This is a genomic window from Microbispora sp. H10836, from assembly GCF_012999525.1.
Taxonomy (GTDB): domain Bacteria; phylum Actinomycetota; class Actinomycetes; order Streptosporangiales; family Streptosporangiaceae; genus Microbispora.
In genome coordinates this window covers 1-15,983 of the sequence record NZ_JABBWU010000045.1, presented here as the reverse complement: position 1 = coordinate 15,983, position 15,983 = coordinate 1, and the positions used below count along the sequence as shown (strand labels likewise).

Genomic DNA, 15,983 nt, shown 5'->3' with positions numbered 1-15,983 from the left:
CTGACCCTCACCGGCGCCGGCACCACCCTCGGACTCGGCACGACCTGGACCAACACCACCCTGGTCCGCCGCCTCCCGATCCTCAAGTAACCCCCACAGACTCCGGCGCCCACCCCCAGCCCCCTGGGGGTGGGCACCGGCATGTCCGCGATCAGGGTGCGCGTCCCCCGGCTGATGTCCGCCCGGGTGCCGCCCGCGGCGCTCGCCCATCAGTCCTGACGACCGGCCTTGAGGCGGGCGGCGAGCGCGGCGGCCTGCGTGCGGCGCTGCATGTCGAGCTTGCTCAGCAGGTTGGACACGTAGTTCTTGACCGTCTTCTCCGCCAGGAACATCCGCTCGCCGATCTGGCGGTTGGTCAGGCCCTCCCCGATCAGCTCCAGGATCTGCCGCTCCTGGTCCGACAGCGCGGCCAGCGGGTCCTTCTTCGTGGCCTGGTCGCGCAGCCGGTGCAGCATGGCCGCGGTCGTCTGCGGGTCCAGCAGCGACTGCCCGCCGGCCACCGTGCGCACCGCCCCGACCAGGTCCGAGCCGTGGATCTGCTTGAGCACGTATCCGGCCGCACCGGCCATGACCGCGTTGAACAACGCCTCGTCGTCGGCGTAGGAGGTCAGCATCAGGCAGGCCAGGCCCGGCACCTTCGAGCGGACCTCACGACAGACGTCCACCCCGTCGCCGTCGGGCAGGCGCACGTCGAGCACCGCCACATCCGGCTTCAGCGCGGGAATACGGGCCACGGCCGACTCGGCCGTCCCCGCCTCGCCCACCACCTCGATGTCGTCCTCGGCGTCCAGCAACGCCGCCACACCACGCCGTACGACCTCATGGTCGTCAACCAGGAACACCCGAATCATGCCCCCTACGCTAAGCCCTCCGATCGGCGTACGCATCGGGGCGGGACACTGCGATGAGCCGGCTGCCGGTGTCGCTCGGCGAGGCGGCGCCCGGCGGCGGCGCGAACACGGCCGCACGCACGACCAGCCGCACTGCCGGCCGACGTCACGACGTGGTTGGTTGTGGGACGACGCCCCACATGAACGTGGAGCCCTTCAGCAGTCGCTCCGTCGTCCTGATCCCGGTCAGACGCTCGACGAGCAGGAAGGCCGGCCCATCGTAAAGCTGGGGTAACGACGGGTAGAGCCTGTCGATCTCCGCCATCGTGTGCGCGAGTTCGGCCGGGGTCTCCATCACATATCCGTCATCGGCTTCGAAGCAGAATCTGATCTCGCCGTCCTCATACCAGTAGAAGTAGTCCATGCACTTGATGCCGAGGGCGGCTTGGGAGACGAGGCGAGTGCCCTGGGAGAGTCTGGTGATCACGTCTTCACAGGTGCCGAGCCAGTCAGGGTCGAAGACGAACGTCCAGTCGCCGATGGCGGTGACGCCGAGAGCCTCCCCGGGGCCCGGGTAGTGATCCGGGTCGTCGGGGAAGGGGCCCGGCGTGAAGTCCTCCCATCGACCGCCGAGGTGGGCGACCACCTGCTCGGGCGTGGCACGGACGTAGATGAAGCTGTAGCACTCCTCGGTGTATTCGCCGCGGAGCCAGGAGACATCGGGGGGCAGCGTGGTCATGTCGTCATGCTGCCGGCCACCACCGACAAGAAGGGGCCGCCCGCGATCGGAGTGAGCACGAGGCGGCCCGTCACGGAGACGGCGGATGCTACTTCGGGGAACGCCCGTAGTAGGCGGCCCGCATCAGCGCCTGCATGTCATCCAGCATCGGCATCCGGGGATTGGCCGGCGCGCACTGGTCCTCGTACGCGTTGAGCGCCTGCTGCGGGAGCGCGTCCAGGAACGCCTGCTCGTCGACGCCCACGTCCTGGAAGGACCGCTCGATCCCGACCGCGTCGCGCAGGCGCTCGATGGCCACCGCGAGCGACTCGACCCCCTCGGCCGGCGTGGCCGCGGGCAGGCCCAGCGTCTGGGCGATCTCCTGGAACCGCTCGGGGGCGCGGTAGTCCTCATACTTGGGCCAGCCCGACAGCTTCGACGGGACGGTGCCGTTGTAGCGGATCACGTGCGGCAGCAGGATCGCGTTCGTGCGCCCGTGGGCCACGTGGAAGGTGGCGCCGAGCGTGTGGGACATGGCGTGCACGATCCCGAGGAAGGCGTTGCCGAAGGCCATGCCGGCGATCGTGCCGGCGTTGTGCATCTTCTCCCTGGCCTCCGGATCGGCGGCGCCACGGGTGACCGCGCGCTCCAGGTACCGGAAGATGATCCTGATGGCGTGCAGGGCCGGGCCGTCGGTGAAGTCGTTGGCGTACACCGAGACGTACGACTCGACGGCGTGGGTGAGGGCGTCGAAGCCGCTGTCGGCGGTGACCACCCTCGGCAGGTCGGCGGCGAGGACCGGGTCCACGATCGCGACGCTGGGGGTGAGCGCGTAGTCGGCCAGCGGATACTTCTTGCCCGTCGCGGTGTCGGTGATCACGGCGAACGGCGTGACCTCCGCGCCCGTGCCCGAGGTGGTCGGCACGCACACGAGGCGGGCGCGCTCGCCCAGGGCCGGGAAGCGGAAGGCGCGCTTGCGGATGTCGAAGAACTTCTCCTTCATGTCCGCGAAGACGACCTCGGGGTGCTCGTACCGCAGCCACATGACCTTGGCCGCGTCCATCACCGAGCCGCCGCCGAGGGCGACGATCGTGTCGGGCCCGAAAGCGCGCATGAGGTCGGCGCCCTTGTCGACGGTCGCCACGCTCGGCTCGGGCTCCACGTCGTCGATGATCTGCAGGGCCACCCGCTCGCCGCGCCGCCGCAGCACGTCGGTGACGCGGTCGACGTACCCCAGCCGGGTCATCACGGCGTCGGCCACGATCGTGACGCGGTGCACGTCCGGCATGTCCGCCAGGTAGCGGATCGCGTTCGGCTCGAAGTAGATCTTCGCCGGGACCTTGAACCACTGCAGGTTGTTGTTGCGCCGCCCGATCCGCTTGATGTTGAGCAGGTTGACCGCCGAGACGTTGTTGGACACCGAGTTGTGCCCGTAGCTGCCGCAGCCCAGGGTCAGCGAGGGCAGGAACGCGTTGTACATGTCGCCGATGCCGCCCTGGGAGGCGGGGGCGTTCCAGATCACCCGCACCGCCTTGACCCTGATGCCGTACCTCTCGGCGAGGTCGGCGTCCTCGGTGTGGATGACGGCGCTGTGCCCGAGGCCGTCGAACTCGACCATGCGCTCGGCGAGGGTCAGGCCCTCCTCCCGGGTGCGGGCCCGCAGCACCGCGAGCACCGGGCACAGCTTCTCCCTGGTCAGCGGCTCGTTCGGACCGACCTCGTCCACCGGCACGAGAATCAGGGAGGTGTCCGGCGGCACGGAGATTCCGGCCTGCCCGGCGATCCAGTGCGGGGTCCGCCCGACGACGTCGGGGTTGAGCCTCGCCTCGGAGCAGGAGGCGCCGTGCGCCGTCACCCCGAACACGAACTCCTCCAGCTTCGCCTTCTCCTCCGGCGTCGCGACGTACGCGTGCAGCCGGGCGAACTCGCCCAGCGCGGCGTCGTAGATGTCCTCGTCGATGATGACGGCCTGCTCCGAGGCGCAGATCATGCCGTTGTCGAACGTCTTGGACAGCACGACGTCATGCACCGCCCGGCGCAGCTTGGCCGTCCGCTCGATGTAGGCGGGGACGTTGCCCGCCCCCACGCCCAGCGCCGGCTTGCCGGCCGAATACGCGGCCCTGACCATGGCGTTCCCGCCGGTGGCGAGGATGACCGACACGCCCTCGTGGCGCATCAGCGCACCGGTCGCCTCCAGGGAGGGTTCCTCGACCCACTGGACGCAGTTCTCGGGCGCGCCGGCCGCGACGGCGGCGTCCCGGACGATCCTGGCCGCCTCGGCGCTGCAGCGCTGCGCCGCCGGGTGGAACGCGAACACGATGGGATTGCGGGTCTTCAGCGCCAGCAGCGCCTTGAAGATCGTGGTCGAGGTGGGGTTGGTGACCGGCGTGACGCCGCAGACCACCCCGACGGGATCGGCGATCTCGACGATGCCGTTGATCTCGTCGCGGGAGACGACGCCGACCGTCCTGAGCCCGGCCATGCTGTGGGTCACGTGTTCGCAGGCGAAGATATTCTTGACCGCCTTGTCCTCGAACAGGCCGCGGCCGGTCTCCTCGACCGCCAGGCGGGCGAGCGCGGCGTGCCGGTCCAGCGCGGCGACGGACGCCTTCTTGACGATGTGGTCGACCTGCTCCTGGGTGAAGGACTCGTACTCCGTCAGTGCCTTCAGCGCGCCGGTCACCAGCGTGTCGATCGCGGCGTGCACCTGGTCGGCCAGGGGGGCGGGCAGTGCGGCTCCGGTCGGGGAGTCGGACATCTGGATCACCTCGTGGGCTCGGTCGGCCGGCTTGTCCTGTCACCTTCATCCTTCTGCGGACGACGCGCCCGGGCCGCCGTACAAGGACCCCGTCCCCGAGGACCAAGGTCATCGGTTCCACACCGGGCGGACTCCCGGCGGAGAGCCCGGCAAGGGTGATCGGTCCCTCGATCTGGCGACGGAAGTCCTCACCGGCCCGGACCCGAAAGGCCCTGTCGCCGGACCGGCACGACCAAAAGACTGACACCGTGAACACGACATTCGATTCCGAAGCTGTGGTGGTGGCGACGAGCGGAAAGGTCCCCGCCGAGGCGGTCACCGAGGCGCGCGAGCGCGTCGCGGCGCTGGCGCGCTTCACGGACAGGCCGATCCTCGCGGCTCGGGTCACGCTGACCTACTCCCCCGGGCCGGCCCCCCAGGACCGTTGCACCGCGCGGGCGGTGATCGACGTCAACGGCCGCCCGCTGCACGCGCACGCCGACGCGGCGACCATGGACGGGGCCATCGCCGAGGTCCAGGACAGGCTCCGGACCGAGCTGGCACGGCTCCGGAAGCGAACCCGTTAGGCCAGGCCGGGGGCCCGGCGCCCACTGCGCGCCGGGCCCCCGGCCAACTCGGTCGAGGTGTCCCGGAGTGACGACAGCGAGCCCCCACAGAAGACCTCCATGAGGAAGGTGCACCGTGATGTCTCCCCTCGCTACAGAACCCGCTTTCCAGCGGCTGCTCGCCGCCGCAGGACAGGCGCCCTCGGTGCTCAACACCCAGCCCTGGCGGCTCAAAGCGGTCCGGGGAGAGTTCGCCGAGTTGCTCGCCGACCCCGACCGGCGGCTGCGGGTCAGCGACCCGCGCGGGCGCTCGCTGCACGTCAGCTGCGGCGCCGCCCTGTTCGACCTCCGGCTCGCCGTACGGACCGCCGGTCACCGGCCGGTGATCTGGCTGCTGCCGAACACCGGGGAGGAACCCCGGCTCCTGGCCGCCCTGCGCGTGTCGCCGTACGGGCCGGCCCCCTCGCGGACCCGCGAGCTCTATGACTGCATCGGCCTGCGCCGGACCAACCGGGAACCGTTCAGCGAGCGGCGGATCCCCGAGCACGTGCTCGCCGACCTGCGCCAAGCGGCCGCCTGTGAGGGGGCCGGCCTGGTCGTGCTCGGCCGGTGCGCCTCGGCCGAACTGCTGGAGCACGTGGCCATCGCCGACGACGAGCTGTCCAAGAACGGTGACTACCTGGCCGAGCTGCGGGAGTGGACGACGAGCGGACGGCTCCGCGACGGCCTCCCGTCCTATGTGCAGGGGCCCGGCTGCATCGAAGACCCGGCGCCGGTGCGGGACTTCGGCACGCACAGGGGGCGCGGGCCGGTCCACTTCGAGTCCCGCCCTCAGCTGGCGGTGCTCACCACCGCGGGCGACGGCCCCGTCGACTGGCTGCGCGCGGGCCAGGCTCTGCAACGCGTGCTGCTGACCGCCACCGTCCACGGAGTGTCCGCGTCGTTCCTCAACCAGCCGCTCGACCTCCGCGACATGCGCCGGCGCAGCGACCCCCACCACCGGCGCGGGCACATCCAGATGATCCTGCGGCTGGGATACGGCCCCGCGGTCCCCCGCGCACCCCGCCGCTCCGCTGTGGAGCTGAAGGAGGCCGCCGCCGCCTGACCACGCCCGTGAAGGCCGCCGTCCGATCACCGACGGCGGCCTTCACGCGCAGGGCGGTGCGCCGGTGGAAGCGGCCACGCGCCGTAGCCTGGTTCACGCCACGGGCAATCCCGCTGTCACTCCCATTCCGAAACCTCGTCGCTACGCCGCAGCAGGCCCAGATGACGGCGGCGGGCCTGCGTGGACGGGTTCTCCTCGCCCAGCACGCGCTGCTCGGCCTCCAGCACCGCCCGATGCTCCGCCTCGGCCTCGTCCCACCGCCCCATGTCCTCCAGCAGGTTCGCCAGGTCCCGGTGCGTCGAAATCGTGTCCGCGTGGTCCTCGCCCACCGTCTCGCGGCGGAGCCGGAGCACCTCCCGCGTCTCGGACTCGGCCTCGTCCCACCGCTGTAGATCGCGCAGGACGAGCACCCGGTTGCGCCGGTTCAGCAACGTGAGCCAGTGCCCCTCACCAAGAACCCGGCGCCGCCCCTCCAGCGCGGCCCGGTGCTCGGTCTCGGCCTGCTCCCACCACCCGAGGTCGCGCAGGACGAGAGCGAGGGTGTGCCGGCTGGTGAGCGTGTCCGGATGCTCCTCGCCGAGCGTCCTGCGCCGCACCTCGAGTACGGCCCGGCAAGACAGCAGCTCATGCGCTTCCCTGCAGTCGGCTTCGAAAGAACTCAGCATTTGACGACCTCATCTACCTCGTATTCCTGGGTCACGTCACCGCCGGAGTGAAACCGGAAAAGGGAATGCCCCTGTCGGGGCGATCCACGATTCTCGGCTTGCTGTAGGGCTTCCAAGACGAACGCGTGCCGCCGGGGGCTCGCGGAGCGGCGCCGGCTGCGGCATCCTGTACGACGAGAGCGACGAAAGGGACCGGTCCGTGCGGCGACCACGTGATGCCACCGTCCAACGGCGTCAGCCGTACCCGTTCCCGGGTATGGCGCGCCGACCGGCACACGGAGGCGTTGCACCGCATGTCCCGCACCGACAAGACCACGCCGCTCATCGTCCGGCTCTGGCACGGCGACCTGGCCCGTCAGGCCAGCCACGACCACGGGGCCGAGCCCGGCTGTGACCTGCCCGCCACCCTCGCGGAGGATCTCACCACCCTTCGTCCGCGCTGTTTCTGGGAGTTCCGCTGGACCGGCGTCCGGTGCTGCTGCTGCGGCATCTGCCGGGACCAGAGGGGGTACCGCAGGCTCCTGCGCGGCATCCGCACCGCCGACAGGGCTCGCCTGGCGGCAGCGACCAAGGCGTGGCGCTCGGGGGACGACACGGCGTACGACGACGTCGTTCCCGTCCTCCGCTACCGCGGCTGAGCCCCGGTAGCCCTGGGCCTGTCGCCCATCGCACGCACGCCGGGCGCGACGCCCGGCGTGTGTGCACGACATGCCGGGAGGCGGTGACGCGCCGCCGGTGCCCGGGCGGGCGTCAGCGGACGAGGCCCACGCCGCCGAGCGCGCCGGCCCTGCCCTCCCGTACGTAGGGGTGGTCGGTGTCGGGCCGCCACTCGTGCAGCGGCACCACGCCCGGCTCGACCAGGTCGAGGCCGTCGAAGAACGCGAGGATCTGGTCGTACGACCGGGAGGTGGTGCCGGGAGCGGAGGTCCTGCTGAAGACCTTGCGGCCCTCCTCCTCCTGGTCCTCGCTCAACTCGCCGAGGGAGCCGTGCGACACGACCAGATAGCCGCCCGGCACGAGCGGGTCCCGGAGCGCTGTGACGATCTTCATGGCCTCGTCGTCGTCCGGTACGAAGTGCAGGACGCCGAGCAGGAGGACGGCGAGCGGCTGGGAGAAGTCGATGTGCTCGCGGATCTCCGGGTGCCGCACCAGCGCGTCGGGGTCGCGCATGTCCGCCTCGACGGCGCGCACCCGCTCGTTCTCGGCGAGGATGGCGCGCGCGTGGACGAGGACGATGGGGTCGTTGTCGACGTAGACGACCTTGGAATCCGGGGCCAGTTCCTGGGCGACCTGGTGGACGTTGCGCTGCGTCGGCAGCCCCGCGCCGACGTCGAGGAACTGCCGGATGCCCTGCCGCGAGAGATGGGTGACGGCCCGGATCAGGAACTCGCGGTTCTCCCGGGCGATGTCGGGAAGGTTGGGCAGGATCTCGATGATCTTCTCGGCGGCCTCACGATCCGCCGCGAAGTTGTCCTTGCCGCCCAGGTAGTAGTCGTACATCCGGGCGACGCTGGGCGTGAAGGGGTCGACACCCGCCGGCGCCTTACGCTCGTCCACGACTCTCCCCTCGTCGTACATCAAGGATGGTACGGCCTTGATCACGATCGAGAGGACACGTCACCAGATTGTCATCGAACACCACAAACCGGCATGAACGGGCTCCCACCCCCGCCCACGTGCCACGTAGCACGTTTCGGATTTATGGACAGCACATTACCGATTTCGATGCACGTCTCACAGTCTTGACAGTGCGGATCGTCCCGCCTACGGTCACGACACAACACCGATACGCCCCACAAAAAATGTTAGCGCTAACACCATGAGGAGCCCCCCACTCATGAGAGCGGTCCCCCTGTGCGCAGCTCACCCTCCACCCCTCGGCGGGAACGTTCCGCGTCGACCCGCCCGCACGAACCGCGCCTCCCTCATGAACCCCCGCCTCATGGCCGCCTTATCCGCGCTCCACAGATGAGCGTCACGCAGCGCCACCGGTAGGACCTGCCTTCACCGCGCCCGCGCGCTCCGGCCCTTCCTCCCCCCGGGCCGTCACGCCGGCCACATGCGGGACGGGTTCTCCTCCGCGGACCGGCAGTCCGCCCACTCGCCATCGCCGACCGTGCCCTCGGAATCCACGCCCCCCATCGTCAGGTATTGCCTGACAACGCCACCAGAGGAGTCTTCGTGCCCAGAAAGCGCCGATACGCGGCGATCACTCCGGTGATCCCGCGGCGGTCGAGGACAGTCCCGCTCGCGACCGCCGGCGTGCTGCTCAGCGCCGCCCTCGTTCCCGCCGGCGGTGTGGCGAACGCCGACACGACGTGGTCGCCGAAGCCGTCGTACACCTCGACCGACAAGGGCGATGGCACCTACACCGTGCCGATCCTCAACTCGGACGTGCCGGACATCAGCGTGGAGCGCGTCCCGGCCGCCGAGAACAAGGAGCACCGGGACGTCTACTACATGATCAGCACGACGATGCACCTGAGCCCGGGCGCGCCGATCATGAAGTCGTACGATCTGGTGAACTGGGAGATCGTCAACTACGTGTTCGACCGGGCGGACATCGGAGACGCGTTCTCGCTGCGCAACGGGCAGAACTCCTACGGTCAGGGCCAGTGGGCGTCGTCCCTGCGCTACCACGACGGCAAGTTCTACGCCGTCTTCAACACCAACAACCTCGGCGGCGCCTACCTCTACAGCACCGACGACGTCGAGAACGGCAAGTGGAAGCGCACGCCCCTCGGCCGCGGCCTGCACGACCCGTCGCTGTTCTTCGACGACGACGGCACGGCGTACATCTTCTACGGCTCCGGCAGCACGAGCGCCGTGCGCCTCAAGTCCGATATGTCGGGCATCGACAAGGACTTTCCGAGCATCTTCGCGGCGAGCGACTACGCCGGCAAGCCGTTCATCGGCGGCCTGTTCGAGGGCGCCCAGGTCTTCCACATCAACGGCTACTACTACGTGGTGATCATCACCTGGCCGTCCGGGCAGGGACGCCAGGTCGTCATGTTCCGCTCCAAGGACCTGCTCGGGCGCTACACCTCCGCCGACGGCACGAACACCTACGAGGCGCGCGGAGTGCTCAACTCCAACGGCTTCGCGCAGGGCAGCCTCGTGCCGATCTCGCGCGACGGGGGCGGCACCGACTGGTACGGCATGTTCTTCCGCGACAACTTCCCGATCGGGCGCACCCCGGCGCTCATCCCCGCCACCTGGCAGGACGGCTGGCCGGTCTTCGGGAACAACGGGGTCGTGCCGGTGGGCGGCGCGTTCGCCAAGCCGATCACGCTGAGCCCGGCGGAGGAGAGGTTCGAGCAGCAGAAGAGCGTCGTCGCCTCCGACGACTTCGCCAACGACGCCCCGCACAGGCCGTACATGGACGAGCAGTGGACGATCCCGCAGCCGCCCAGGTACGACGACTCGCTCATCGGCGTCGAGCTGCTGCAGAACTCCGGGTTCGAGTCCGAGACGGTCTCGCCGTGGGGCACGCAGTACGGTGCGACGATCAGCCGCGACACGACCGACCCGGCCGCGGGCTCGGCGGCGCTGAAGGTGAGCAACCGCACGCTCAACGGCTCGGGACCGAACCAGAACCTGAACGGGAAGGTGCAGCGCGGTGTGACCTACACCGTGTCGGCGAAGATCAAGTACACCTCCGGCCCGAGCAGCATCCGGTTCAACCTGGTGGCCGACTGGGGTGCGGGTGTCCAGACGATGGCGTCGGGGAACGTACCCGCCGGGCAGTGGACGACGGTCACGGGCCAGTACACGATCCCGGCGACGGCGAACGTGGACAACTTCAAGTTCGCGGTGGAGACGCCGTGGGCCAACCCGCAGCCGGCGTCGTCGAGCGTGGAGTACCTGATCGACGACGTCTCGGTCGTCGGGCAGCCGGTGACGGCCGAGAGCCCGGCCGAGGAGGAGATCGCCCCCAACGGGTCGCGCCTCGACCCGGTGTGGGAGTGGAACCACGCCCCCGACAACCGCTACTGGTCACTGACCGACCGGGACGGATGGCTGCGGCTGACGACCGGCAAGGTGGTCACCGGCAAGTACGTCTACGGCAAGCTGTCCGGCCGGGACGAGCTGACCTGGTTCGAAGAGGCGCGGAACACGCTGTCGCAGCGTACGTTCGGGCCGCGGCAGTCCGTCGAGACCAAGATGGACATCTCCGCCATGAAGAACGGCGACGTCGCCGGCCTGGCCGCCTACAACCGCGGATTCTCCTACGTCGCGGTCAAGCGCGTCGACGGTCAGAACACGCTCGGGGTCGTCAACCGGGGGCAGCCGTTCGCGGTCGACATCGACCAGGCGGCGGTCGAGAACTTCGTGCCGGGCACGACGGTGCCGCTGGGAGACGCGACCCAGGTGTACGTGAAGGCGGACCTCGACTTCAGCTCCCCGGTCGGACAGCTGTGGACGACGTTCTACTACAGCCTGGACGGGCTGCAGTGGACCAAGCTGGGCGACCGCGTCGGCCCGCAGACCCTGGACGGCAGCCTCTCGCACTTCATGGGACACCGCGTCGGCCTGTTCGACTACGCCACGAAGGACAAGGGCGGGCACGTCGACTTCGACTACTACAAGCTCAGCGACACGCTGACCGCGCAGAACAGGCCGCTCGACACGAGCGCGCTCGACGCGGCCATCGCGTACGCGGGAACGCTCGACGAGCGCGACTACCCGGCCGAGGCCTGGACGGCGATGCGGGACGCGCTCGCCGGCGCCAAGGCGGCCCGGGCGGGGCAGTTCGGCAGCCAGAACCAGATCGACGCGCCGGAGCGGGCGCTCAGCTATCAGCTGGCCCGGCTCGGCACGCTCAAGGTCGCCGCCCCGGAGGTCAAGCTGACCGTGACGGCCTCGTCCCGCTGCATCGGCACCTCGGCGTACCTGGCGGTCACGGCCGTCAACGACGGCGACGTGCCGGCGACCGTGACGCTGACCACCCCGTACGGCAACAAGACCGTGGCCGACGTGGCTCCGGGCAAGCAGGCCTACCAGTCCTTCAACACCCGGGCCGCCCAGATCGACGCGGGCACGGTGACCGTCACCGGCACCGCGACGATCGGCGGCAAGCAGGTCACCTCGTCCTACGACGCCGCCTACCCCGCGGCCGGCTGCCGCTGAGCCGCTCACCCCGCGGCCGGCTGCCGCCGGCCGCACCGGCGGTGACCACCGTCCCCACGACGAGGACACCGCCATCGAACAACCAGGGCCGGCCGACCGGCCGGCCCCCTCACACGTCGCGGATCGTCAGGGCGGGCGTCCGTGCCCCCGGAAAAGTCCGAGGTCAAGGAGGATATTAGGTGTTGAAGCGCGTTCGAAAGGCGGCCCTGCGACGGGTCGCCGCCGCTGCCGTGGCCGGCGCCATGCTGGCCACCGCGGTCGCAGCGACGACGGGGCCGGTCCAGGCCGCCGCCCCGAACATCATCGTGAACGGCGGGTTCGAGGACGGCCTCGCCGGCTGGTTCGTCAACAACGGAAACGCGACCGACGGCGCGACGCTGTCGCCCACGACGGACGCCTACGGCGGGTCGAACGCCGTGCTCGTCACCGAGCGCAAGACGACCGGATCCGGCCCGATGCAGGACCTGTCCGGCAAGGTGCAGGCCGGCAAGACGTACGCGATCACGGCACGGGTCAAGTACGAGAACCCGAACAGTCCGGCGACCAAGCAGTTCTTCGCCACCATGCACTACGGCGGCTCGACGTACACCAACGTCGGCACGGTGACGGTGGCGCGCGGGCAGTGGGGGCTCATCCAGGGCACGTTCACGATCCCCGCGGGCCAGAGCGTCGCGACCGCCAGGCTCTTCATCGAGACGCCGTGGACGTCGAACCCGGCGAGTGACCCGAACACTCACCTGATGGACTTCAAGGTCGACGACGTGTCCGTCTCCGAGTTCGTGCCGTCGACGACCATCGAGGCGCTCGGCAAGAACCCCGGTGAGGGCAACCCGCTCATCTCGCACAAGTTCGGCGCGGACGGCAACGCCTTCGTTCACGACGGCCGCGTGTACATCTACATGACCAACGACACCCAGGAGTACAAGCCCGGTCCCACCGGTGTCTCCTCCACCAACACCTATGCCAGCATCAACACGATCACGGTCATCTCGTCCGACGACCTCGTGAACTGGGTCGACCACGGCGAGATCCCCGTCGCCGGCCCGAGCGGGATCGCCCGCTACGCGAACAACTCCTGGGCCCCCGCCATGGAGAGCAAGGTCGTCGACGGCAAGGAGAAGTTCTTCCTCTACTTCGCCAACAACGGCGGCGGCTCGGGCGTCATCGTCGGCGACTCGCCGGTCGGCCCGTGGCACGACGAGCGCGGCAACCTGCTCATCACGAGCGCGACGCCGGGCGCGTCCAACGGCATCAACTGGCTGTTCGACCCGGGCGTGTTCATCGACGACGACGGCCAGGCCTACCTCTACTTCGGTGGCGGCGGCGACGACGGGTCGCGCAGCGCCGAGAACACCAACCACCCGAAGTCCACGCGTGTGATCAAGCTCGGCGACGACATGATCAGTACGAAGGGCTCGGCGGAGGTCATCGACGCGCCACTCGTCTTCGAGGCCGGCCACGTGTTCAAGCGCGAGGGCAAGTACTACTACTCGTACTCGTCGAACTTCGGGTTCGGCGGCCCGGTCGACCCCAACGGCCCGCCGACCGGCGCGATCGCCTACCTCATGGCCGACAGCCCGATGGGCCCCTGGACGCCCGAGACGTACAAGGGCATCATCTTCCGCAACCCGGGCACCTACTTCGGCGCCGGCGGCAACAACCACCAGTCGGTGTTCAAGCTCGGCGACCAGTACTACTTCACCTACCACGCCCAGACGCTCAACAGCCGTATCACGGGCGGCGCCACCCAGGGCTTCCGCAGCCCGCACCTCGCCAAGCTCGACTTCAACGCGGACGGCACGATCAAGGAGGTGAGGGGCGACTACAAGGGCGTCGAGCAGGTCCGCAACCTCGACCCGTACCGCGTGATCGAGGCCGAGACGATCGCCTGGCAGCAGGGCATCGCGACGAAGAAGGTCGACGGCGCCTCCGAGGAGTTCGGTGCGAAGGCTCCGAACCTCGTGGTGCACGACATCGACAACGGCGACTGGACCTCACTCGCGAAGGTCGACTTCGGCGAGGGCGGCGCCGCCGGCGTCACCGCGAAGGTGCGCCCGCTCGCCGCCGGCGGCAAGATCGAGATTCGCCTGGACGGCCGTAACTCGCCCGTGGTCGTGACCATCCCCGTCGACGCGCCGCTCGGCGAGTGGACGAGGCTGACCGCCGCGCTCGACGGCGTCAAGGGTGTGCACGACGTGTACTTCACCTACGCCGGGCCCGAAGGGGCGGACCTCTTCGAGGTCGACTCCTGGTCCTTCGCCACCGCCCAGGAGCAGGAGGTCAAGCTGACCGTCACAGCTTCGTCCCGCTGCATCGGCACCTCGGCCTACCTGGCGGTCACGGCCGTCAACGACTCCGACGTGCCGGCCACGATCACCCTCACCACCCCGTACGGCACCAAGACCGTGGCCGACGTGGCCCCGGGCAAGCAGGCCTACCAGTCCTTCAACACCCGAGCTCCCCAGATCGACGCCGGCAAGGTCACCGTGACCGGCACCGCGACGATCGACGGCAAGCAGGTCACCTCGTCCTACGACGCGGCCTACTCCGCGGCCAGCTGCCGCTGACCGCACCGGCGGTGACCACGGTCCCCACGACGAGGACACCGCCGTAGCTCAACCGGGGCCGGCCGGCCGAACAGCCGGCCGGCCTCACCCCCCATCTATGGAGCGAACGATCACATGAGAATCAACAGGACCGCGCTCGCCGCGTCGGTGCTCGGCTTCGCGCTCGCCGGTGTCGGCGTGGCCACTCCCGCGCTGGCCGACGACCCCGGCAGCGGCATCGACGTGTCGGTGAACATCGAGCCCACCACCACCCCCGGCCAGCTGTCGATGACCGTGGCCGACAACAACGGGGTGTCCCTGCAGGAGAACGGCTCCGACGCCGCCGCTCGCCAGTTCACCGGCACCCTGCCCACGGTCACGGTGACCGACACCCGCACCCCCGAGGAGATCCCCGCCGGCGAGTACTGGGCGGTCGTGGGCCAGGCGAGCCAGTTCGTCGCATCCGACGACCCGGCCAAGACCATCGGCCCCGAATACCTGGGCTGGAAGCCGCGCCTGCTGAGCGACTCCTCCACCGGCGCGGTCTCAGCCGGTGAGCCGGTCTCCAGTGTCGTCTCCGACGGCACCGGAGCCCCCAACGTGGGTCTGGAGGGCCAGGAACTGCTGGTCTCGACCGCCAACTCCGCCGACGAGATCGGCACCTCGCAGGTCAACGCCGACCTCGCCCTGCGCACCTCCGTCGACGTCGCCGCCGGCGAATACCACTCCACCCTGACCCTTTCGCTGTTCAACCAGTCCTGAACCGAAGTCAGGGCGGCGTCGCCTACTGTGGACGTCCGTGGCCGTGGGAGTGTTCAGCACACGGCCCGGACGTTCATGATGCGAGACAGGAGAGACCGTTGTTGACCAAGAGCCGCACGCGGGGCGCCCTCGTCCTGTCGCCCGTGCTTCGCGCCCTCGGCGCGACCCTGCTGGTCGCCATGGTCGCCTTGGTCGCCTTCGCCACCCCCTCCCAAGCCGACGTCACCTGGTCGGTCGTCCCCGCCGACGCGAACGGCCCCGACGGCCGCCGCGTCATCGACGTCGAACTCGCCGGCGGGCAGCAGACGACCGAGCACATCGCCGTCATCAACCGCTCCACCCAGCAGGTCGACTTCGCGATCGACGCCAACGACGGCTACCTGACCTCCAAGGGCTACTTCGACATGCGCCCCTCGGACGTCAAACCCGTCGACGGCGGCGCCTGGATCGAGATCCCCGACAAGGTGACCATCGCCGCCGGAGCCACCGCCGTGGTACCCGTGAAGGTCTCCATCCCCCAAAACGCCACCCCCGGCGATCACCCCGCGGGCGTGACCGCCTCCGTGGACACCATCTCCGGCCAGGTACGCGTCCAAAACCGGGTCGGCGTCCGCCTCAACATCCGCGTGAGCGGCGCCTACGTGGCCAAAGTCGCCGTGAGCGACGTCAAGGCCCACTACACCTGGTCGTGGAACCCCTTCGCCGCGGGAACGGTCGAGGTGACCTACACCGTCGCCAACGTCGGCAACGTGCGCCTGGCCCCCGACTCCCGGATCCTCACCTCCACCCTCGCGGGCGAAAGCGGCTGGGACGACACCTCCGACGCCAAAGCCAGGGAGATCATGCCGGGCGGCAGCCGGACCTTCACCGCACACGTGACCGGCGCCTGGCCCATCGGGATGATCAACACGACCGTGATGGCGA

The 15,983-nt window shown here is 69.6% G+C and carries 12 protein-coding genes; 7 read left to right on the top strand and 5 right to left on the bottom strand.

Annotated elements, in window-relative coordinates; translation table 11 throughout:
• Positions 1–209: 209 nt before the first annotated feature.
• From HHX30_RS40075 to adhE, 3 genes are all read right to left on the bottom strand, one after another.
• Positions 210–851 carry a response regulator transcription factor gene (locus HHX30_RS40075; protein WP_169989169.1) on the bottom strand — a complete coding sequence of 214 codons (642 nt, stop codon included), beginning with the start codon at positions 849–851 and terminating at the stop codon, positions 210–212.
• Between the two features lie 145 nt (positions 852–996).
• Complete coding sequence (locus HHX30_RS40070) at positions 997–1,569, bottom strand: DUF6461 domain-containing protein (RefSeq protein ID WP_169989168.1); 573 nt, start codon at positions 1,567–1,569, stop codon at positions 997–999.
• 88 nt (positions 1,570–1,657) lie between these two features.
• On the bottom strand, positions 1,658–4,306 hold the full coding sequence (adhE, locus tag HHX30_RS40065; protein ID WP_169989167.1) for a bifunctional acetaldehyde-CoA/alcohol dehydrogenase: 2,649 nt from the start codon (positions 4,304–4,306) through the stop codon (positions 1,658–1,660).
• A gap of 248 nt (positions 4,307–4,554) precedes the next feature.
• Here adhE and HHX30_RS43075 point away from each other — a divergent pair, with 248 nt between their 5' ends.
• Both HHX30_RS43075 and HHX30_RS40055 read left to right on the top strand, forming a co-directional pair.
• On the top strand, positions 4,555–4,872 hold the full coding sequence (locus tag HHX30_RS43075) for an HPF/RaiA family ribosome-associated protein (RefSeq protein ID WP_169989166.1): 318 nt from the start codon (positions 4,555–4,557) through the stop codon (positions 4,870–4,872).
• A 118-nt stretch (positions 4,873–4,990) separates the two neighbouring features.
• Positions 4,991–5,956, top strand: coding sequence for an Acg family FMN-binding oxidoreductase (locus HHX30_RS40055; protein ID WP_211593476.1), 966 nt, complete (start codon positions 4,991–4,993; stop codon positions 5,954–5,956).
• Positions 5,957–6,072: 116 nt separating this feature from the next.
• On the opposite strand, the gene HHX30_RS40050 is transcribed toward HHX30_RS40055, so the two are convergent.
• Positions 6,073–6,621 (bottom strand): tetratricopeptide repeat protein, encoded by a 549-nt coding sequence (locus tag HHX30_RS40050; RefSeq protein WP_169989164.1) that lies wholly within the window; start codon positions 6,619–6,621, stop codon positions 6,073–6,075.
• A 293-nt stretch (positions 6,622–6,914) separates the two neighbouring features.
• Here HHX30_RS40050 and HHX30_RS40045 point away from each other — a divergent pair, with 293 nt between their 5' ends.
• Complete coding sequence (locus tag HHX30_RS40045; protein WP_169989163.1) at positions 6,915–7,259, top strand: hypothetical protein; 345 nt, start codon at positions 6,915–6,917, stop codon at positions 7,257–7,259.
• A gap of 112 nt (positions 7,260–7,371) precedes the next feature.
• Here HHX30_RS40045 and HHX30_RS40040 read toward each other — a convergent pair whose 3' ends face one another.
• Complete coding sequence (locus tag HHX30_RS40040; RefSeq protein WP_310742041.1) at positions 7,372–8,178, bottom strand: SAM-dependent methyltransferase; 807 nt, start codon at positions 8,176–8,178, stop codon at positions 7,372–7,374.
• A 624-nt stretch (positions 8,179–8,802) separates the two neighbouring features.
• On the opposite strand from HHX30_RS40040, the gene HHX30_RS40035 reads away from it, so the two are divergent.
• From HHX30_RS40035 to HHX30_RS40020, 4 genes are all read left to right on the top strand, one after another.
• A complete protein-coding gene (locus HHX30_RS40035; protein ID WP_211593474.1) occupies positions 8,803–11,751 on the top strand; it encodes a family 43 glycosylhydrolase in 2,949 nt (982 codons plus the stop codon).
• Between the two features lie 182 nt (positions 11,752–11,933).
• Positions 11,934–14,318, top strand: a complete 2,385-nt coding sequence (locus tag HHX30_RS40030) for a family 43 glycosylhydrolase (RefSeq protein ID WP_211593472.1) — start codon at positions 11,934–11,936, stop codon at positions 14,316–14,318.
• A 114-nt stretch (positions 14,319–14,432) separates the two neighbouring features.
• On the top strand, positions 14,433–15,059 hold the full coding sequence (locus tag HHX30_RS40025; protein ID WP_169989161.1) for a hypothetical protein: 627 nt from the start codon (positions 14,433–14,435) through the stop codon (positions 15,057–15,059).
• A gap of 98 nt (positions 15,060–15,157) precedes the next feature.
• Positions 15,158–15,983: WxL protein peptidoglycan domain-containing protein (locus HHX30_RS40020; RefSeq protein ID WP_169989160.1), on the top strand; the 826-nt coding region annotated here is incomplete at its 3' end.